Raw genomic sequence first — 20,813 nt, forward strand, 5'->3', positions numbered from 1 at the left:
CTCCATGATCAGAAGAAGGATAGTTTGATGGCCATTCCCACCCGCGAGCCCGTCGTGCATGTTCCCTTTGCTGAGCTCAAAGCCTTGCTTGAGTCGATCTTCGAACGACATGGCTGCACACCGGCAGTGGCTCGGGTTCTGGCCGCCAACTGTGCCAGCGCCGAGCGTGATGGCGCCCATAGCCATGGCGTGTTCCGCATGCCCGGCTACGTCTCGACCTTGGCCAGCGGTTGGGTGGACGGCAAGGCTACGCCCGAGATCAGTGATCTGGCGGCCGGCTACATTAGCGTCGATGCGCGGGGTGGTTTTGCGCAGCCTGCACTGGCGGCTGCCCGGGACTTGATGGTAGCCAAGGCGCGTGCTGCTGGGATCGCAGTGCTGGCCATCTACAATTCCCACCATTTCGCCGCATTGTGGCCGGACGTGGAACCGTTCGCCGAACAGGGCCTGGTTGCCCTGAGCGTGGTCAACAGCATGACCTGCGTCGTACCTCACGGTGCACGCAAGCCGGTATTCGGGACCAACCCGATCGCCTTCGCTGCGCCCTGCGAAGGGCATCCGCCCATCGTATTCGACATGGCGACCAGCGCGATGGCCCATGGCGATGTGCAGCTGGCAGCCCGCGCCGGGGAGGCAGTGGCCCTGGGGGTAGGCGTGGACGGGCAGGGCCAGGTGACTCAGGACCCGGCCAAGATCCTGGACGGCGGTGCCCTGCTTCCGTTCGGCGGGCACAAGGGCTCAGCCCTGTCGATGATGGTAGAGCTGCTGGCAGCTGCACTCACCGGCGGGCATTTTTCGTGGGAGTTCGACTGGTCCGGCCATCCCGGGGCCAAGACGCCGTGGACGGGGCAGTTGCTGATCGTCATCGACCCGCAGGTTGCACAAGGTCAACGGTTCGCCCAGCGCAGTCGCCTGCTGCTGGAGCAAATGGAGGCGGCCGGTGTCAGCCGCATGCCAGGTGCGCGGCGGCACTTGGAGCGTGAGCGGGCGCAGCGCGAAGGGGTGGCGATCACCGCCAGTGCCCTGCAGGCGTTGCGCGATCTGCTCACCTGATCGCGGCCGGGCAGGGTAGGCGGACCCGCGCCCGATCATGCAGTGTTGCATATCCCCCTTGCACGATAGTTGGTGCCCATTCCCAGCCAGTACGGGTATGCTCTTGGCTGCCTTTTTGACTCGCCCTGATCCCAAGGAGCTGCACGCTGTGTTCAAACATGTCGAAGCCTACGCCGGCGACCCGATCCTCTCGTTGATGGAAACCTTCAAGGCCGATCCGCGCGCCGACAAAGTCAACCTGAGCATCGGCCTTTACTACGACGAAGCCGGAGTAGTGCCGCAGCTCGCTGCAGTGGATGCAGTGGAAAAGCGCATCGCAGGTCAGGATCACGATGCTTCGCTGTACCTGCCGATGGAAGGCCTTGCCAGCTACCGCCAGGCCATTCAGGCCCTGCTGTTCGGTGCCGACCATCCGGCGGTTGCTGGCGGTCGCGTGGCGACGGTGCAGACCGTCGGTGGTTCCGGGGCCCTGAAGGTCGGTGCCGACTTCCTCAAGCGTTATTTCCCGCAGGCGCAAGTCTGGGTCAGCAACCCTACCTGGGACAACCATCGCGCCATCTTCGAGGGTGCAGGTTTCACCGTTAACACCTACCCGTACTTCGACCAGGCCACCCGTGGCGTGGACTTCGAGGGCATGCTTGCCACGTTGCACACTTTGCCTGCCAACAGTGTGGTGCTGCTGCACCCCTGCTGCCACAACCCGACGGGTGCCGACCTGGATCAGGGCCAGTGGCAGCAAGTGGTAGAGGTGGTCAAGGCCCGCCAGTTGATCGCCTTCCTGGACATCGCCTACCAAGGGTTTGCCCAGGGTCTGGTCGAAGACGTGTTCGCCATCCGCGAGATGGCCAGCGCAGGCGTGCCATGCCTGGTCAGCAACTCGTTCTCCAAGATCTTCTCCCTATATGGGGAGCGTGTGGGCGGCCTGTCGGTGGTTTGCGACGATGCAGCCACGGCGCAGAGCGTGCTCGGCCAGCTGAAGGCCACCGTGCGCCGCAATTATTCCAGCCCGCCCAACTTCGGCGCCCAACTGGTCGCAGGCGTGCTCAACGATCCCGCCCTCAATGCCCAGTGGGCTGCGGAAGTAGAGGTGATGCGCACCCGCATCCTGGACATGCGCCAGGCGCTGGTCGATGCGCTGGGTGTGCTGCTGCCGGGGCGTGATTTCCAGTTCCTGCTGCGTCAGCGGGGCATGTTCAGTTACACCGGCTTTAGCGTGGAGCAGGTGCGCCGTTTGCGCGATGAGTTTGGCGTTTACCTGATCGACAGTGGCCGCGTGTGCATGTCAGGCCTGCGGCCGGCGAACCTGCAGCGGGTTGCCGAGGCCTTCGCGGCTGTACATCAGTAAGCACCCCAGGCTTGACGTTTTGCAGCAACCCTCGCCGAGGCCGCCCTGTGGCTTCGGCGATTGCCTTTCCATTTCCGCATTCCGTGCTCACGGACGCCTGTGCCAGCCAGGGCCTTCTCCACGCGGAGCGTGCTGGGCCGCCCGGCTGCACCTACCGCTTGTACAGACAAGTGCAACCGCCCCTCCGAAAAAGGCTTCGCAAGTGCAACCTTTCCGTGCACAATCGCGCCCCTCTTTTTCCGGTTGAGTAGGGCGCAGCCAACGCTTCGTCATTCTCAGCCTGTTGCAGTCTTGCGAGTGGAGCGTCACCCGGATGAATGAGCAGGCCTCAAGCGTAGAACAGCGTTACGAACAAACGACCGCCGCCAGCCTCGGCAAATGGGCCCGGCAGGACACCACCTGGATGCTCGGCCTATTTGGCACCGCCATTGGCGCAGGTACGCTTTTCCTGCCGATCAATGCCGGCCTTGGCGGGTTCTGGCCGTTGCTGGTGCTGGCGGTGCTGGCCTTCCCGATGACGTACTACGCCCACCGCGGGCTGACCCGGTTCGTGCTTTCGGGGCGCGAAGGGGCAGACATCACCGACGTGGTAGAACAACACTTCGGCATCAAGGCTGGCGCCTTGATCACAGTCCTGTACTTCTTTGCCATCTTCCCCATCCTGCTCATTTACAGTGTGGCCCTGACCAATACCGTCAGCAGCTTCATGGAGCACCAGCTGCACATCGCGCCTCCACCCCGTGCGCTGCTGTCATTTGTGCTGATCCTGGGCCTGCTCGCGATCGTACGCTGCGGCGAACAGGCCACGGTCAAGGTCATGAGCCTGTTGGTCTATCCGTTCATCGTGGCCCTGGCGCTGCTGGGCCTGTACCTGATCCCGCACTGGACCGGTGGTATTCTTGACAGCGCCCACACGGTGCCCAGCGGTTCGGCCTTCCTGCATACGGTATGGCTGGCCATCCCGGTGATGGTGTTCTCGTTTAACCATTCCCCTATCATCTCGGCCTTCGCGGTCGACCAGAAACGCCGCTATGGCGATCATGCAGACGCGCGCAGCGGCCAGATCCTGGCACGTGCGCACCTGCTAATGGTGGCCATGGTGCTGTTTTTCGTCTTCAGCTGCGTGCTGACCCTCGATAGCGCGCAACTGGCCGAAGCCAAGGCGCAGAACCTGTCGATCCTGTCGTACCTGGCCAACCATTTCAGCAACCCGACCATCGCCTTTGCCGCGCCCTTGATCGCCTTCGTCGCTATCGCCAAGTCATTCCTAGGCCATTACATCGGCGCCAGCGAAGGCCTCAAGGGCATCATCGGCAAGACTGGCGCGCGCCCGGGTGCCAAGGCCCTGGACCGCGTGGTGGCGGCGCTGATGCTGGTGGTGTGCTGGATCGTTGCCACGCTCAACCCCAGCATCCTGGGCATGATCGAGTCCCTCGGCGGCCCGATCATCGCAGTGTTGCTGTTCCTGATGCCCATGTATGCCATTCGCCGCGTGCCTGCCATGCGCAAGTACAGCGGGGCGCTGTCGAACGTGTTCGTCACCGTGATCGGCCTGGTCGCCCTGACTTCGGTCGTCTACGGCCTCTTGGCCTAAGCCTGCAGCAGCAGGCCCGCCCCGGTGCCCGGCAAGTGCGCCAGGGCGGGCCGTTGCCACACCGGCAACAAATTCACCTTGCCCCATAGGCACATGCTGGCCGTCATGGTTAACTCGTGATCCTTTTCCCAACCCAAGATCGAGGATTTCGTCATGGCTCAAGTGACTCTCAAAGGCAACCCCGTCCAGGTCAATGGCTCGCTGCCACAGGTTGGCGCCCAGGCGCCGGCGTTTTCCCTGGTAGGCGAGGGGCTGGCCGACAAGTCGCTCAAGGACTTCGCTGGCAAGCGCAAGGTGCTGAACATCTTCCCAAGTGTCGATACGCCTACCTGCGCCACGTCCGTGCGCAAGTTCAATGCCCAGGCCAATGACCTGGCCAACACTGTCGTACTGTGCGTTTCCGCCGACCTGCCATTTGCCCAGGCTCGCTTCTGCGGCGCCGAAGGCCTGGAAAACGTCAAGAACCTGTCCACCATGCGTGGCCGTGAGTTCCTTGAGCAGTATGGTGTGGCCATCGCCGACGGCCCCTTGGCTGGGCTGGCTGCCCGCGCCGTCGTGGTACTGGACGAGCACGACAAGGTGCTGCACAGCGAGCTGGTAGCTGAAATCGCCGACGAGCCCGACTACGAGGCAGCCCTTGCCGCATTGAAGTGACGGCGCCGGGCAGGGATCGAACCTTCCGCCTGCCCATCGCTCCAAGCTATACCCTGTAACGGCCCGGAACGCTTTTCCGGGCCGTTTTCGTTTAAAGTTCAGGGTCTTGGCAACGTCAGGCAAAGGTAAACCTCTGGTAAAGGCGCTTTGCTTGGCCGTCGACAGTGCTTATCGTTCACCCTCCTGAATCGTCAATCCGAACAAGGTTCGTTCAACCCATGCAAGCGCCAAAATCCCGTTCTCCCCGTCGCTGGCTCGTCACGCTGCTGATCGTGTTGCTGGTCGCAGTGCTGGCCTGGTGGCTATGGCCTGCCACGCCAGCCACCGACCAGGCTGCTGGAGGGCCGGGCGGCAAAAGCGGGCGGCCCGGTTTCGGCGGGTCTACTGACCCGGTCCCGGTGAGGGTGGAACCTGCACGGGTGGGCGATTTCCCGCTTTACTACAAGGCGCTTGGCACGGTGACCGCGACCAATACCGTGAATGTGCGCAGCCGTGTAGGCGGTGAGCTGGTCAAGATTCACTTCAAGGAAGGGCAGCAGGTAAAGGCCGGTGACTTGCTTGCCGAAATCGACCCGCGTGCCTACCGCATCGCCCTGCAACAGGCCGAGGGCACCCTGGCCCAGAACCAGGCGCAACTGAAGAATGCCCAGGTCGACGTCGCTCGCTACAAAGGGCTGTATGCCGAGGACAGTATCGCCAAGCAAACCCTGGACACCGCTCAGGCACAGGTGGCCCAGTTCCAGGGGCTGGTCAAGACCAACCAGGCACAGGTCAACGATGCGCGCCTGAACCTTGAATTCACCCAGATTCGCGCGCCGATCAGCGGCCGCGTCGGCCTGCGCCAGCTCGACCTGGGCAACCTGGTGGCCGCCAACGACACCACAGCGCTGGTGGTGATCACCCAGACCGAGCCGATCAACGTGGCGTTCACGCTGCCGGAAACCGAACTGGGTACCGTTCTTGAACGCTATCGCACCGGCGCCAGCCTGCCTGTGGAGGCGTGGGATCGGAGCGACAGCAAGCTGCAGGCCACCGGCGTGCTGGGCAGCATCGACAACCAGATCGACACTGCCACTGGCACCCTCAAGTTCAAGGGCCGTTTCGAGAACAAGGACCTGGCCCTGTTCCCCAACCAGTTCGTCAACGTGCGCCTGCTTGCCGATACGCTCAAGCAGGTGGTGCTGGCGCCAGCCGCCGCCATTCAGTTCGGTAACGACGGGACGTTCGCCTATGTGATCAACGGCGAAAATACCGTCAACGTGCGCAAGCTGAAGGTCGGCCCCAGCGACGGTGAAAACAGCGTGATCCTCGACGGCCTGGCGGCCGGTGATCGCCTGGTGCTCGAAGGCACCGACCGCCTGCGTGAAGGCACCAAGGTGGAAGTGGTCGATGACAGCGCCCAGGTGCCCACCACGCCAGGCCAGCATTTGCAGGGCCAGGAAAGCAATGCGCCGGGCCAGGCTGATAGCACCGCAGGCAAGGCGGGCGCATGAACCTCTCGCGCCTGTTCATCCTGCGGCCAGTCGCAACGACCTTGACCATGCTGGCCTTGGTGCTGGCCGGTTTGATCGCCTACCGCATGCTGCCTGTCGCCGCGCTGCCGCAGGTCGATTACCCCACGATTCGCGTCATGACCCTGTACCCCGGGGCAAGCCCCCAGGTGATGACCAGTGCCGTCACCGCGCCACTTGAACGTCAGTTCGGCCAGATGCCCGGCCTTGAACAGATGGCCTCGACCAGTTCAGGGGGCGCGTCGGTCCTGACCCTGCGCTTCAACCTGGACATGAACATGGACGTGGCCGAGCAGCAAGTGCAGGCCGCGATCAACGCCGCCAGCAACCTGCTGCCCAGCGACCTTCCGGCCCCCCCGGTCTATAACAAGGTCAACCCGGCCGATACGCCAGTGCTGACGCTGGCCATCTCCAGCAAGACCATGCCGCTGCCCAAGCTCAACGATCTGGTCGACACCCGCGTGGCCCAGAAGCTGGCCCAGACCAGCGGGGTGGGCATGGTCAGCATCGCAGGGGGCCAGCGCCAGGCTGTGCGCATCAAGGTCAACGTGGATGCACTGGCGGCCAACGGGCTCAACCTGGAGGATGTCCGCACACTGATCGGGGCCTCCAACGTCAACCAGCCCAAGGGCAATTTCGATGGCCCTACACGCGTCTCGATGCTCGACGCTAATGACCAACTGCGCTCGCCCGAGGAATACGCCAACCTCATCCTGGCCTACAACAACGGCGCCCCGCTGCGTTTGAAGGATGTGGCGCAGATCGTCGACGGCGCGGAAAACGAACGGCTGGCGGCCTGGGCCAACCAGAATCACGCCGTGCTTCTGAATATTCAGCGTCAGCCAGGTGCCAACGTCATCGAGGTGGTGGACCGCATCAAGGACATGCTGCCCTCGATCACCGACAACCTGCCCGCCGGCCTGGACGTGTCCGTGCTCACCGACCGTACCCAGACCATCCGCGCCGCCGTGCGCGACGTTCAGCATGAACTGCTGATCGCCATCGCCCTGGTGGTAATGGTCACCTTCCTGTTCCTGCGGCGGGTCAGCGCTACGATCATTCCTTCGATCGCCGTGCCGCTGTCATTGGTCGGCACCTTCGCCGTCATGTACCTGGCAGGGTTTTCCATCAACAACCTCACCCTGATGGCGCTGACCATCGCCACCGGTTTTGTGGTGGACGATGCGATCGTGATGCTGGAGAACATTTCACGGCATATCGAGGAAGGCGAAACGCCGCTGCAGGCGGCGCTCAAAGGCGCCAGGCAGATTGGCTTTACCTTGATTTCGCTGACCTTCTCGCTGATCGCCGTACTGATCCCGCTGTTGTTCATGGCCGATGTAGTAGGGCGCCTGTTCCGGGAGTTCGCCATCACCCTGGCGGTGGCCATCCTGATTTCCCTGGTGGTCTCGCTGACCCTGACGCCGATGATGTGTGCCCGCCTGCTCAAGCGCGAACCCACCCCAGATGAACAAGGCCGTTTCTACCGGGCCAGCGGTGCCTGGATCGACTGGTTGATCAAACACTACGCCAGCGCCCTGCAATGGGTACTCAAGCGCCAGCCCCTGACCCTGCTGGTGGCGGTGGCAAGCCTGGCGTTGACGGTGCTGCTGTACATGGTGGTGCCCAAGGGGTTCTTCCCGGTCCAGGACACGGGCGTCATTCAGGGCATCTCCGAAGCACCCCAGTCCACCTCGTTCGCGGCCATGAGCGACCGGCAGCAGGCCCTGAGCCGCGTCATCCTGCAGGACCCTGCCGTGCAGAGCCTCTCGTCCTACATTGGCGTGGACGGCGACAACGCCACCCTCAACAGCGGCCGTATGCTCATCAACCTCAAGCCACATGGGGAGCGCGATGTCACTGCAAGCGATGTCATCAAGCGCTTGCAACCCCAGCTCGACAAGCTGGTGGGCATCCGCCTGTTCATGCAGCCGGTGCAGGATTTGAGTATCGAGGACCGGGTCAGCCGCACGCAGTACCAGTTCACATTGTCATCGCCCGATGCCGAACTGCTGGGGCAGTGGAGTGGCAAACTGGTCCAGGCCCTGAACCTGCGCCCCGAGCTTGCCGATGTGGCCAGTGACCTGCAGGAGAATGGCTTGCAGGTGTACCTGGTGATCGACCGGGACATGGCCAGCCGGCTGGGCATCAGCGTGTCGCAGATCACCAACGCGCTCTACGATGCCTTCGGCCAGAGGCAGATTTCGACTATCTACACCCAGGCCAGCCAATACCGGGTGGTGCTGCAGTCGCGAGACGCGGCCGTGATCGGTCCCCAGGCACTGGAGTCGATCCACGTCAAGGCCAGTGATGGCGGGCAGGTGCGTCTGTCGGCGCTGGCGCGCATCGAGCAGCGCCAGGCGCAGCTGGCCATTTCTCACATCGGTCAGTTCCCGGCGGTCACCTTGTCATTCAACCTGGGGCAGGGCGCCTCGCTGGGCAAAGCCGTGCAGGTGATCGAGCAGGTTCAGCAGGACATCGGCATGCCGTTGGGCATCCAGACCCGGTTCCAGGGCGCGGCGCAGGCGTTCCAGGCATCTCTGTCGAGCACCTTGCTGCTGATTCTCGCGGCGGTGGTGACCATGTACATCGTGCTGGGTGTGCTCTATGAGAGCTACATCCACCCGGTGACCATCCTCTCGACGCTGCCTTCGGCTGCCGTGGGCGCCTTGCTGGCGCTGTTGATCAGTGGCAACGACCTGGGCATGATCGCCATCATCGGCATCATCCTGCTGATCGGTATCGTCAAGAAAAACGCCATCATGATGATCGACTTCGCGCTCGAAGCCGAACGTCACCAGGGCATGAGCCCGCGCGATGCCATCTACCAGGCCGCGCTGCTGCGGTTCCGGCCAATCCTCATGACCACGCTGGCGGCCCTGTTCGGAGCCGTGCCGTTGATGTTGGCCACCGGGTCCGGCGCCGAACTGCGCCAACCCCTGGGCCTGGTGATGGTGGGTGGGCTGCTCGTGAGCCAGGTGCTGACGCTATTCACCACGCCGGTCATCTACCTGTACTTCGACCGGCTGGGGCGTCGTTTCGGCAAGCGCGACCTGGCGCAGGAACCGGTATGAATACGCGCAGCGCTTCAGTAGGGGCGGCCCGATGAACCTGTCTGCGCCATTCATCCGCAGGCCCGTGGCAACCATGCTGTTGAGCCTGGCGATCATGCTGCTGGGCGCGGTCAGCTTCGGTCTGTTGCCGGTCTCGCCGCTGCCGCAGATGGATTTCCCGGTGATCGTGGTGTCGGCCAACCTGCCGGGTGCGAGCCCCGAAGTCATGGCCTCGACCGTGGCAACGCCGCTTGAGCGCAAGCTGGGCAGCATTGCCGGGGTTACCACATTGACCAGCAGTTCCAACCAGGGCTCAACGCGGGTCATCATTGGCTTTGAACTTGGCCGAGACATCGACGGCGCTGCGCGCGAGGTGCAGGCTGCAATCAATGCCACCCGCAATCTGCTGCCCAGCGGCATGCGCAGCATGCCGACCTACAAGAAGATCAATCCGTCCCAGGCGCCGGTCATGGTCCTGTCGCTGACCTCCAGTGTGCTGCAGAAAGGGCAGCTGTACGATTTGGCCGATACCATCCTGTCCCAAAGCCTGGCCCAGGTGCCGGGCGTGGGCGAGGTGCAGATCGGTGGCAGTTCGCTGCCGGCCGTGCGCATTTCGGTCGAGCCACAGTTGCTGAACCAGTACGGCCTGGCGCTGGACGAGGTGCGTACCGCGGTGGCCAATGCCAACCAGCGCCGGCCCATGGGTTTTGTCGAGGATGCCGAGCGCAATTGGCAGGTGCGGGCCAACGACCAGTTGGAAAGCGCCAAGGATTACGGGCCGCTCGTGATTCGCCAGGAGAACGGCACGGTTCTTCGGCTATCGGATGTGGCAACCATCACCGATGGCGTCGAAAACCGCTACAACAGTGGCTTTTTCAATGACCAGAGCGCGGTATTGCTGGTCGTGAACCGGCAGGCAGGTGCCAACATCATTGCCACTGTGGAGCAGATCAAGTCGCAGTTGCCTGCCCTGCAATCGCTACTTCCGGCGAGCGTCGAGCTGAACGTGGCCATGGACCGTTCGCCGGTGATCAAGGCCACACTCAAGGAGGCGGAGCATACCTTGCTGATCGCCGTGGTGCTGGTAATCCTGGTGGTCTACCTGTTCCTCGGCAGCCTGCGTGCTTCACTGATTCCCAGCCTGGCGGTGCCGGTGTCGCTGGTTGGCACCTTCGCGGTCATGTACCTGTGCGGCTTCTCGCTCAACAACTTGTCGCTGATGGCGCTGATCCTGGCGACCGGCCTTGTGGTGGACGATGCCATTGTCGTGCTGGAGAACATCTCCCGGCATATCGAGGACGGGCAGCCACCGATGAAGGCGGCCTTCCTGGGCGCCAAGGAGGTCGGCTTCACCCTCCTGTCGATGAACGTGTCACTGGTGGCCGTGTTCGTGTCGATCCTGTTCATGGGCGGCATCGTGCGCAGCTTGTTCCAGGAATTTTCCATCACCCTGGCGGCCGCCATCATGGTTTCGTTGCTGGTGTCGCTAACCCTTACCCCCATGCTGTGTGCCCGTTGGCTGACTGCGCACCAGGCCGAACAGACTCGCCTGCAACGGTGGAGCGATGCCGTGCACCGGCGCATGGTTGCCGGCTATGACCGCAGCCTGGGCTGGGCGCTGCGGCATCGGCGCCTGACCCTGATCAGCCTGCTGGTGACCATTGCGGTCAACGTGGCGCTGTACGTCGTGGTGCCCAAGACACTGATGCCCCAGCAGGATACCGGCCAGCTCATGGGTTTCATCCGCGGTGATGACGGCCTGTCGTTCAGCGTCATGCAGCCCAAGATGGAAACCTACCGGCGCGCCTTGCTGGCAGACCCTGCCGTACAGAGTGTTGCAGGCTTCATCGGCGGCAACAGCGGTACCAACAACGCCATGGTGCTGGTCAGGCTCAAGCCCATCAGCGAACGCAAGCTCGATGCCCAGAAGGTGATCGAACGCCTGCGTAAGGAAATGCCCAAGGTGCCTGGCGGGCGGCTGTTCCTGATGGCCGATCAGGACTTGCAACTGGGCGGTGGCGGGCGTGATCAATCGTCCTCGCAGTACCTGTATACCTTGCAGAGCGGCGACCTGGCAGCCTTGCGCCAGTGGTTCCCCAAGGTCGTCGCGGCCATGCGCGCCTTGCCCGAGCTGACCGCCATCGACGCACGCGACGGGGCGGGCACCCAGCAGGTGACGCTGGTGGTGGACCGCGACCAGGCCAAGCGCCTGGGCATCGACATGCAGATGGTCACCACCGTGCTGAACAATGCCTACAGCCAGCGGCAGATCTCCACCATCTATGACAGCCTCAACCAATATCAGGTAGTGCTGGAGATCAACCCGAAGTATGCCTGGGATCCCAGTACGCTGGAGCAGGTGCAGGTGATTACCGCCGAGGGCGCACGGGTGCCGCTGTCGACCATCGCGCACTATGAGAACAGCCTGGCCAACGACCGGGTCAGCCACGAAGACCAGTTCGCCTCCGAGGACATCGCCTTCGACGTCGCCGAAGGCTACAGCACCGACCAGGCGCTGGCGGCAGTCGAGCGTGCCGTGGCCAAGCTCGGCCTTCCGGAAGGGGTGATCGCCAAGCTTGGCGGCACCGCCGATGCCTTCACCAAGACCGCACAGGGGCAGCCCTTCATGATTCTAGGCGCACTGGTGCTTGTGTACCTGGTACTCGGGATTCTGTACGAGAGCTACATCCACCCCCTGACCATCTTGTCCACGCTGCCCTCGGCCGGCGTCGGTGCCTTGTTGGCGCTGTATGTGACCGGTGGCGAATTCAGCTTGATCTCCCTGCTGGGGCTGTTCCTGTTGATCGGGGTGGTAAAGAAAAATGCCATCTTAATGATCGACCTGGCCCTGCAACTTGAACGTCACCAGGGGCTGTCGCCTGAGGAATCCATTCGCCGCGCATGCCTGCTGCGCCTGCGCCCAATCCTGATGACGACGCTGGCGGCCATTCTCGGCGCCTTGCCTCTGCTGCTGAGCCAGGCAGAAGGGGCGGAGATGCGTCAGCCGCTGGGGCTGACCATCATCGGCGGCCTGGTCTTCAGCCAGGTCCTGACCCTCTACACGACGCCTGTGGTCTATCTGTATCTGGACCGCTTGCGTCACCGCTACAACCGTTGGCGCGGTGTGCGCACCGACGCGGCCTTGGAAAACCCGCTATGACTTTTGCCCAGACTCCGCTTCATCGTGCCCTGCAAGTGCTCAGCCGTGTTCGCGGCTCGCGTTTGCTGGGGGCAGCCTTGGGGGCCGCCTTGCTCAGCGCCTGTACATTGGCCCCGGACTACCACCGTCCGGAAATGACCGGCACGGCGCAATTCAAGCATGCCGAAGGCTGGACGCAGGCAACGCCTTCTGACGCCATCGCCCGTGGTGCCTGGTGGGAGATCTATGGCGACGCGCAACTCAACGCACTGGTCGATGAGCTCAATCGCAACAACCAGAGTGTGGCGCAAGCCGAGGCGCAGTATCGCCAGGCCCAGGCGCTGGTGCGCAGCAGCCGCGCCGGACTGTTTCCAAGTCTCGACCTGAGCGTGGCCAAGAACCGCTCGGCCCAGGGCACTGGCAGTTCCAGCTCAAGCCTGTCCAATAACAGCAGCGGCATTCGGGACACTTACAACGCCCAGTTGGGAGTCAGCTGGGAAATCGACTTGTGGGGTAAGTTGCGCGAGACGCTCAATGCCAACCAGGCCAGTGCTCAGGCCAGCCTGGCCGACCTTGCCGCCATGCGCTTGAGCCAGCAGTCGGAGCTGGTGCAGAACTACCTGCAACTGCGCGTCATCGACGAGCAGAAGCGCCTGCTGCAAGCCACGGTGGCCGCCTACGAGCGCTCGCTGCGGATGAATCAGAACCAATACCGCGCAGGTATCGCCGGCCCCGACGCGGTGGCCCAGGCGCGCACCCAGCTCAAGAGCACCGAGGCTGACCTGATCGACCTGATCTGGCAGCGCGCCCAGTTCGAGAACGCTATTGCCGTGCTGCTGGGCAAGACGCCTGCGCAATTTGCCCTGGCCGACAGCCAGGCGATTCCTGCATTGCCGCAAATTCCGGTGGCGCTGCCATCGCAACTGCTCGAGCGGCGGCCCGACATCGCCGCTGCCGAGCGCAATGTGATGGCTGCCAACGCCAATATCGGCGTATCGCGCGCGGCCTATTTTCCGGATCTTAGCCTGAGCCTTAACGGCGGTTACTCGAGCAGCAGCTTCAACAACTGGATCGAGTTGCCCAACCGTTACTGGTCGGTCGGACCACAGCTTGCGCTCACCCTGTTCGATGCAGGCAGGCGCAACGCCGAGGTGGACCGTACCGTAGCCGTATATGATCAGACGGTCGCCCAGTACCGCCAGACCGTGCTGGATGGTTTCAAGGAGGTGGAGAACCTGCTGGTGCAACTGAAGGTGTACGGGGACGAAGCCGTGGTGCGCCAGGAGGCCCTGGAGGCCGCCCGCGAATCGCTGCGGCTTACGGAAAATCAATACAAGGCCGGCTTGATCGGTTATCTGGATGTGGTCAATGTTCAGGCCACCGCGCTGAGCAACGAGCGCAGTGTGCTCAACCTGTTGCAGGGCCGCTTGGTTGCCAGTGTCCAATTGGTGGCAGCGCTGGGCGGTGGCTGGGATGCACGAGGGGCGTTCGCCGACCAGGATTGATGCGTAACCTTTGACCCATGTCGACGTACAGACCTACCGTCGACATGGCCATTTGATATGCCGAAACACCGTGCGTTTTACCAAAGCTTGAGTACAATGGTCGGCCTTTCGTGCCTACCTCTGCCGGCTCCTTGGTACTTCGCAAAATGCTGACCGCTAGCTACTCCTCTTCGCTGGTGTTGATTTCCTTGTGCGTGGCCATCCTGGCGTCCTACACGGCCCTGGACCTTGCTGGACGTATTGCCACCGCCAGGGGGTATGCCGCCTCGCTGTGGATGATCGGCGGGGCGCTGGCCATGGGAACCGGCATCTGGTCGATGCATTTTGTCGGCATGCTCGCCTTGCAGCTGCCAATCGAGCTGGGCTATGACCTGACGTTGACCGCATGCTCGCTGCTGATCGCGGTGCTGTCCTCGGGCTTCGCCCTCTGGCTGGTCAGCCAGCCCAGCTTGCCCGCCCTGCAGCTTGCCCTCGGCGCGCTCATCATGGGAGCCGGTATCGCCAGCATGCATTACACCGGCATGGCAGCGCTGCGCATGACACCCGGCATCGACTACGACCCGAGCCTGTTTCTGGCTTCGCTGCTGATCGCGGTGGGCGCTTCGGCGGCGGCGTTGTGGATCGCGTTCCGGCTGCGCAGACAGACCCCCTACGTGCGTCAAATCCGTGGGCTGGCAGCGGTGCTCATGGGGATCGCCATCGTCGGCATGCACTACACCGGTATGGCGGCCGCTGGGTTTCCCAAGGGCAGTTTCTGCGGTGCGCTGCCCGATGGCCTTGAGGGGGATGGCCTGGTATCGCTTGTCCTGATCACGACCTTTGCGGTGCTGCTGGTGGCTTTGCTGACCTCCGTGCTGGACGCGCGCCTCGAGGCCCGCACGGCGGCGCTGGCCAGGTCGCTGACCCTGGCCAACCAGGAGCTGACTCAGCTGGCATTGCACGACACGCTTACAGGCCTGCCCAATCGCAGCCTGCTGGCTGACCGCATCGAACTGGCCATCGCCAAGGTAGCAGAGCAGGGCGGTTGCTTTGCGCTGATGTTCATTGATCTGGACGGGTTCAAGCCGGTCAACGATGCCTTTGGCCATCATGCCGGAGACCTGCTGCTCAAAGCTGTGGCGACGCGATTGCGCGGGCACCTGCACAGCCAGGACACACTGGCGCGCATCGGCGGGGATGAGTTTGTGCTGCTGGTCGAGTTGCAGGACCCGAGCGATGCCATGAACGTTGCCATCAAGCAGGTGAACCTGGTCTCACGGCCTTTCAAGGTGGCTGAGCATGACCTGCAGCTTTCGGCCAGCCTGGGTATCGTCCTGTACCCCGGCAACGGTCAGGACCAGCACGAACTGCTGCGCAACGCCGACGCTGCCATGTATCACGCCAAGCGGGTAGGCAAGAATGGCTACAGCTTTTTCGACGCCTCGATGAACAGCAATGCCCGGCAGCAGTTGCAGTTGGTGCAGGATTTGCGCCTGGCAGTGGCGGCGGGGCAATTTCGTCTGCATTACCAACCCAAGTTCGACGCCAAACAGTGTCAACCGATCGGCGCCGAGGCGCTGCTGCGTTGGGAGCATCCGCAGCACGGGCTCTTGGGCCCTGACCGTTTCATCAGCCTTGCGGAAAAGACCGGCCTGATCATTTCCATCGGTGACTGGGTATTGGACGAAGCATGTCGCCAGATGCGCCTGTGGCTGGATGAAGGTATCGAGGGTTGGCGGATCGCGGTCAACCTGTCGGCCATCCAGTTTTGCCACGCGGGGCTGCTCGATAGCGTGGCGCGCGCTCTGGAACGCCATGCAGTGCCCGCCAACTGCCTGACATTGGAGATCACCGAAACCACGGCGATGTCGGACGTGGAGGTGAGCCTGACTGTCCTTCAGCAGCTTTCGGACATGGGCGTAGACCTGTCAATTGACGACTTTGGTACAGGTTATTCCAGCCTGATGTACCTCAAGCGCTTGCCGGCCAACGAGCTGAAAATCGATCGAGGCTTTGTACGCGAGCTGGAGGATGAGGGTGAGGATGCGGCCATCGTGTCGGCCATCGTAGCATTGGGCCGCGCACTGGGGCTGCGAATCGTTGCAGAAGGGGTCGAGACCTCCGGTCAGCAAGCCTTCCTGACGCGGCTGGGCTGCGATGCGCTTCAGGGCTACCTGCTCGGCCGACCCGTGCCGGCCGAGCAGTTGCTGGAGTCGAGCCCTGGCCCGGCCATGGGTTAACTGGCGTTGCGCAGCAGGGGCGCGGGCTGGAAGGCTTCGAGTTCGGCTTCGACCGCTTCGATGATGCGCTCGACATCGCTGGCAGCCATGATGGCCATGCAGGGGATGCCCGCTATGGCCAGCAAGGTTTCGCCCGTGCTTCTGTCGAACAGCCGCGCTACCATGCTGCGCGGCGCATCCATGTTGGCTTCGAAGCCCAGAGGATGGAAGTGCCAGCGCATGACCTGGCAGGCGTTGGGGAAGGTCATCTTGTTCATCCGAGCCTCCTTGTACGTGACTGAAAGCTGGTGAAGGGCGGCCGCGTACTGTGGCTGCCGGGAAAGTAACCATAGCACCTGGTTGACGGCATTCTCACTTGCAAATGTGACAAATGTTGCAGGGCATGATCTGCAATACAGCGCAGAGGACTTTCAGAAGCAGGTCAAGGCGCATCTTCACATTTTGCCCCCCCTGGCGAGCGCACCGAGCGCCCTGATCCAGGCCCGGCGTGGGTACGCGCGACGGGCTCTTGGAACCTATAAGGCCGAGTACGGCTTGAATTCGTGAAATCCGACCGGCGGACGGTCACCCAAGCAATCCAGCCGCAATATTGATGGTGAAACCGAGGATGGCGGTGTTGAACACGAACCCCACGAGCGAGTGGGCCAGTACCACCCGCCGCATCGCTCTACCGGCTACACCCACGTCGGATGTCTGAACGGCCACGCTGATGGTGAACGACACGTAGTGAAAGTCCCAGTAGTCCGGCTGGGTTTCTCCATCGGCGTAGCGTAAAGGCGGCGCCGTGGCCGTCTCTGCATAGAACAGCCGCGCATAGTGCAGGCTGAAGATGCAGCCGATCAGCAGCCAGGAGCCTGCGACGGTGAACCCGGTGTACAAGTAGTGAGCCGTCAATGCGCTGCCATGCAGCCCGCGGCTGGACACCAGCTGCAGTGTCACGGCAACCAGGCTGGCGATTGCCGCGATGCAGACGGTAAGCAGCACCAGGCCTGCGTTTTCGTCTTCGCTGTGGGCCACCCTGCGAACCTTTGCAGGGCTTGCGGTGCAGCTGAGCCAGAGTACCAGCATCAGGTACAACCAAACGCCAATGTTCCAACCCGCCAGCAGGCGTTGCACAGGGTCAGTGACAGGGACCAGCCAGGCGCCCAGCAACCCTACGCCTATGGCCAGGCTCAATCTAGGATGGGTGCGTGTTAGACGATAGAAAGCCATGGTGCCTCACAGCAGGGGTGTGCTTGACAAGGTTTTTGACCGCTCGGCGTGTGCCAAGATCCGCATGGGCAGGGCCTCGATACGCTCCCTGGGCAGCGACAGCGGTAGGCATCGAATTGCCCTTGAGCGATACCCACGGTTTCTTTCGTGCACTGCATCGCGCGCACTTGCAACTCTCAGTACACTGCACGCTCTAACCCCCACATTTCGCTGAACTCGAGGTTAATGCATGACGCTCAGTCCTTTGGCAGGCAAGCCGGCTCCAGCCAGCGTGCTGGTCGATATTCCCCGCCTACTCACGGCCTACTACACCGGCCGGCCGGATGCTGGCGTGGCGAGCCAGCGTGTCGCCTTCGGCACATCGGGGCACCGGGGTACTTCGCTCGAGTTGAGCTTCAACGAACACCATGTGCTGGCCATCACCCAGGCCATCTGCCTGTACCGCCAGGAAAAGGGCATCGATGGCCCGCTGTTCGTCGGTGCTGATACCCATGCGCTGTCGGCGCCTGCCGCGGCGAGTGCATTGGAAGTGCTGGCTGCCAACGGTGTACAGGTGATGTTGTCCAAGGACGACGAATACACCCCGACGCCGGCGGTGTCCCACGCCATCCTCTGCTACAACCGTGGGCGCCAGGACGGCCTGGCCGACGGCGTGGTGATCACGCCCTCGCACAACCCGCCGCAAAGTGGTGGCTTCAAGTACAACCCGCCCAACGGCGGCCCGGCCGACAGCGACGTCACCAAGTGGATCGAAGCCAAGGCCAACGAATTGCTGGCAGCCGGGCTGGCGGGGGTCAAGCGCATCGACCACGCCCAGGCCCTGCAGGCCCCTACCACCCATCGTCACGACTACATCAGCCACTATGTGGCAGACCTGGAAAACGTCATCGACTTCGAGGTCATCCGTGCAGCCAAGCTGCGCTTGGGCGTGGACCCGCTGGGTGGGGCAGGGGTGCGCTACTGGTCGGCCATTGCCCAGCACTATCAACTGGACCTGGAAGTGGTGAACACCGAGGTCGACCCGACGTTCCGCTTCATGAGCGTCGACTGGGATGGCCAGATTCGCATGGACCCTTCGTCACCCTACGCCATGCAGGGCTTGATCGGCCTGCGCGAGCGCTTCGACGTGGCCTTTGCCTGCGACCCGGACCATGATCGCCATGGCATCGTCACGCCCGACGGCTTGCTGCAACCTAACAATTACCTGGCCGTTGCCATCGACTACCTGTACCGCAACCGTCCACAGTGGCGCACTGACGCGGCCGTCGGCAAGACGGTCGTGTCCAGCGGCCTGATCGATCGGGTGACCAAACAGTTGGGCCGCGAGCTGTACGAAGTACCCGTGGGCTTCAAGTTCTTCGCCCAAGGCCTGTTCGACGGCTCGCTGGGCTTTGGTGGCGAAGAAAGTGCGGGCGCCTCGTTCCTGCGCCGCGACGGCTCGGTATGGGCAACCGACAAGGATGGCCTCATCCCGGCCTTGCTGGCTGCGGAGATGACCGCTCGGACGGGACGTAACCCGAGCCAGGCGTACGCCGAGCTGACCCAGGCGCTGGGCAAGCCGTTCGCTACCCGCGTCGAGGCCAAGGCTGATGCCCGCCAGAAAGGGTTGTTGAGCAAGCTTGCGCCTGAGCAGGTGACCTCTACCGAGCTTGCTGGAGAGCCGATCCTGCAGATCCTGAGCCACGCGCCGGGTAATGGGCAGGCGATCGGTGGTCTTAAGGTCATCACCGCCAATGGCTGGTTCGCGGCCCGCCCGTCTGGCACCGAGGACATCTACAAGATCTACGCGGAAAGTTTTGTCGACGAAGCCCACTTGCAACGATTGGTTCAGGAAGCCCAGGTGCTGGTAGATGCGGCCATTGCGTAAGCCGTGATAAAGGGCTTGGCCCTGCGATGAGATGTAAATTAGAATTAATCCTATTTACACCATCGCAGGGACTTGTCCATGTTCGAAGCCGCGCCGCCGCCCACGCAAAGCTTCCCTGACCTTTACCGGGAGCACCGCGGCTGGCTCGAAGGCTGGCTACGACGGCGCATGGGCAATGCCTGGGATGCGGCCGACCTAAGTCAGGATACCTTCCTTCGCGTGATGGCCAGCGCCCAGCCGTTGACCGACATCCGCGAGCCACGCGCCTACCTGCTGACGGTCGGCAAGCGACTTCTAAGCAACCTTCACCAACGCCGCAGCCTCGAGAAAGCCTACCTTGAGGCCCTGGTGCACCTGCCTGAACAGCACGCGCCTTCGCCCGAACAGCGCTGGTTGTTGCTTGAAACGCTGCAAGCGCTCGATCAATTGCTGGACGGTTTGAAGCCGGTCGTGCGCAAGGCTTTTCTGCTAAGCCAGCTCGAAGGGCTGAGCTACGCCGAAATCGCCAGCCGGCTTGGTGTTTGTGAGCGTTCGGTCAAGCGCTACATGGCGCAGGCCTACGAGCACTGCCTGTTGGCCGAACTTCAGTGAGCCCACCTGTGCACCAACGCGAGGCGTTGCGCGAGGCCGCCCAGTGGCTGGCGCTCATCGATTCAGGCGATACCCGCGAGGCGGACTTGACCGGGCTTGAGCAGTGGCGGGGGCAAAGCGCTGTGCATGAGGCTGCCTGGCAGCAGGCGCTGCGCTTGCGTGAGCGCTTTACCGGGTTGCCTGCCAGTTTGGCCATGGCCACCCTTGACCGTCCCGATCACGGCCGACGTGCCGCGCTTGTTCAAATGCTCGGTTTGGCAGCGCTGGTGCCTACGGCTTGGTGGTTGAGCCGCGAATTGCCCCTTGAGGCCTGGGCTGCTGATCTGCGTACGGGTGTGGGTGAACGGCGGCTCATGACGCTGGGGGATGGCACTAAGGTGCAGTTGAACACCGACAGCGCTGTCGACGTGGACGCTGCCAATCATAGACTGTGGTTGCGACGCGGCGAAGTTTCAGTCGACACGCCTGGCCTTCAACCCCTGACCATCCAGGTGCCTTCAGGTCAGGTGACAGTGGGTGGTGCAACCCTTGGCCCGGGGCAGGTGTGCATCCGCCTGGTCGAACCAGGGTGTCAGGTTGCAGTTGTCCAGGGCCGGGCAGACGTTCAGCCGCTGAAGGGTGATCGCCTGCGCCTCACCGCCGGCCAGCAAGCTGCCGTTCTGGCGTCAGGTCTGCGAAATGTCGGTCCTCTTCACGCTTGGCGACTGGGGTGGCGAGATGGCGTGTTGCGCCTGGACGATCAACGTCTAGGCGACCTGCTGGTGGAGTTGAGCCGCTATCGCCCAGGCGTGCTGCGCTGGGATCCGGCGTTGGACAGGCTCAGGGTGACCGGCACCTTCCGCCTGGATGACACCGACCGGGTATTGGCGCTGCTCGCCGCGAGCCTGCCGGTGCAGGTGGTGGCCCGTACCCGCTATTGGATCACGCTGGTGCCGCGAGCAACGACTGCCTGAGGCTCGAACCCGAGCGCTGCGTTGCGGCGCATTGCACGTGATATCAACGCGATGCTGTCCCCTTTTTCGTGCTCGCCTGTCATTACCCGTAGAACACCATAAAGGGGAGCCTCATCG

14 protein-coding genes are annotated in these 20,813 nt (G+C 62.9%); 12 read left to right on the top strand and 2 right to left on the bottom strand.

Annotation, left to right across the window (positions count from 1 at the left end):
- The first annotated feature begins 27 nt into the window (after window positions 1–27).
- From B2J77_RS09830 to B2J77_RS09870, 9 genes are all read left to right on the top strand, one after another.
- Window positions 28–1,053 (top strand): Ldh family oxidoreductase, encoded by a 1,026-nt coding sequence (locus B2J77_RS09830; RefSeq protein ID WP_078478531.1) that lies wholly within the window; start codon window positions 28–30, stop codon window positions 1,051–1,053.
- A 148-nt stretch (window positions 1,054–1,201) separates the two neighbouring features.
- Window positions 1,202–2,398, top strand: coding sequence for an aromatic amino acid transaminase (locus B2J77_RS09835; protein WP_078478532.1), 1,197 nt, complete (start codon window positions 1,202–1,204; stop codon window positions 2,396–2,398).
- 313 nt (window positions 2,399–2,711) lie between these two features.
- Complete coding sequence (locus B2J77_RS09840) at window positions 2,712–3,992, top strand: serine/threonine transporter (protein WP_078478533.1); 1,281 nt, start codon at window positions 2,712–2,714, stop codon at window positions 3,990–3,992.
- Window positions 3,993–4,145: 153 nt separating this feature from the next.
- Entirely contained in the window at window positions 4,146–4,646 is a 501-nt protein-coding gene (gene tpx / locus B2J77_RS09845) for a thiol peroxidase (protein WP_058638331.1), read from the top strand.
- A gap of 218 nt (window positions 4,647–4,864) precedes the next feature.
- The gene (locus B2J77_RS09850) at window positions 4,865–6,139 is read left to right on the top strand and encodes an MdtA/MuxA family multidrug efflux RND transporter periplasmic adaptor subunit (RefSeq protein ID WP_058638330.1); all 1,275 of its coding nucleotides are present in this window, start codon (window positions 4,865–4,867) and stop codon (window positions 6,137–6,139) included.
- Window positions 6,136–9,231: an MdtB/MuxB family multidrug efflux RND transporter permease subunit gene (locus tag B2J77_RS09855; RefSeq protein WP_058605398.1), complete on the top strand. Its 3,096-nt coding sequence runs from the start codon at window positions 6,136–6,138 to the stop codon at window positions 9,229–9,231. The genes B2J77_RS09850 and B2J77_RS09855 overlap by 4 nt, the downstream gene beginning before the upstream one ends.
- A 31-nt stretch (window positions 9,232–9,262) precedes the next feature.
- Complete coding sequence (locus tag B2J77_RS09860) at window positions 9,263–12,370, top strand: efflux RND transporter permease subunit (RefSeq protein WP_058605399.1); 3,108 nt, start codon at window positions 9,263–9,265, stop codon at window positions 12,368–12,370.
- Window positions 12,367–13,854, top strand: a complete 1,488-nt coding sequence (locus B2J77_RS09865) for an efflux transporter outer membrane subunit (RefSeq protein WP_078478534.1) — start codon at window positions 12,367–12,369, stop codon at window positions 13,852–13,854. Before B2J77_RS09860 ends, B2J77_RS09865 begins: the two co-directional genes overlap by 4 nt.
- A 146-nt stretch (window positions 13,855–14,000) precedes the next feature.
- On the top strand, window positions 14,001–16,073 hold the full coding sequence (locus B2J77_RS09870; RefSeq protein WP_078478535.1) for a putative bifunctional diguanylate cyclase/phosphodiesterase: 2,073 nt from the start codon (window positions 14,001–14,003) through the stop codon (window positions 16,071–16,073).
- Here B2J77_RS09870 and B2J77_RS09875 read toward each other — a convergent pair.
- Together B2J77_RS09875 and B2J77_RS09880 are read right to left on the bottom strand one after the other, a co-directional pair.
- Window positions 16,070–16,330 carry a DUF1652 domain-containing protein gene (locus B2J77_RS09875; RefSeq protein ID WP_058638326.1) on the bottom strand — a complete coding sequence of 87 codons (261 nt, stop codon included), beginning with the start codon at window positions 16,328–16,330 and terminating at the stop codon, window positions 16,070–16,072. The genes B2J77_RS09870 and B2J77_RS09875 overlap by 4 nt on opposite strands.
- Before the next feature lie 307 nt (window positions 16,331–16,637).
- Complete coding sequence (locus B2J77_RS09880) at window positions 16,638–17,285, bottom strand: DUF1345 domain-containing protein (protein WP_078478536.1); 648 nt, start codon at window positions 17,283–17,285, stop codon at window positions 16,638–16,640.
- A gap of 229 nt (window positions 17,286–17,514) precedes the next feature.
- Between B2J77_RS09880 and pgm the strand changes: the two genes are divergently transcribed.
- From pgm to B2J77_RS09895, 3 genes are all read left to right on the top strand, one after another.
- Window positions 17,515–19,152 carry a phosphoglucomutase (alpha-D-glucose-1,6-bisphosphate-dependent) gene (gene pgm / locus B2J77_RS09885; RefSeq protein WP_058638324.1) on the top strand — a complete coding sequence of 546 codons (1,638 nt, stop codon included), beginning with the start codon at window positions 17,515–17,517 and terminating at the stop codon, window positions 19,150–19,152.
- Between the two features lie 78 nt (window positions 19,153–19,230).
- On the top strand, window positions 19,231–19,743 hold the full coding sequence (locus tag B2J77_RS09890) for a sigma-70 family RNA polymerase sigma factor (protein WP_058605405.1): 513 nt from the start codon (window positions 19,231–19,233) through the stop codon (window positions 19,741–19,743).
- A complete protein-coding gene (locus B2J77_RS09895) occupies window positions 19,740–20,696 on the top strand; it encodes a FecR domain-containing protein (RefSeq protein ID WP_078478537.1) in 957 nt (318 codons plus the stop codon). Before B2J77_RS09890 ends, B2J77_RS09895 begins: the two co-directional genes overlap by 4 nt.
- Window positions 20,697–20,813 lie beyond the last annotated feature (117 nt).

Origin of the sequence: Pseudomonas parafulva (assembly GCF_002021815.1) — a bacterium.
Classification (GTDB): domain Bacteria; phylum Pseudomonadota; class Gammaproteobacteria; order Pseudomonadales; family Pseudomonadaceae; genus Aquipseudomonas; species Aquipseudomonas parafulva_B.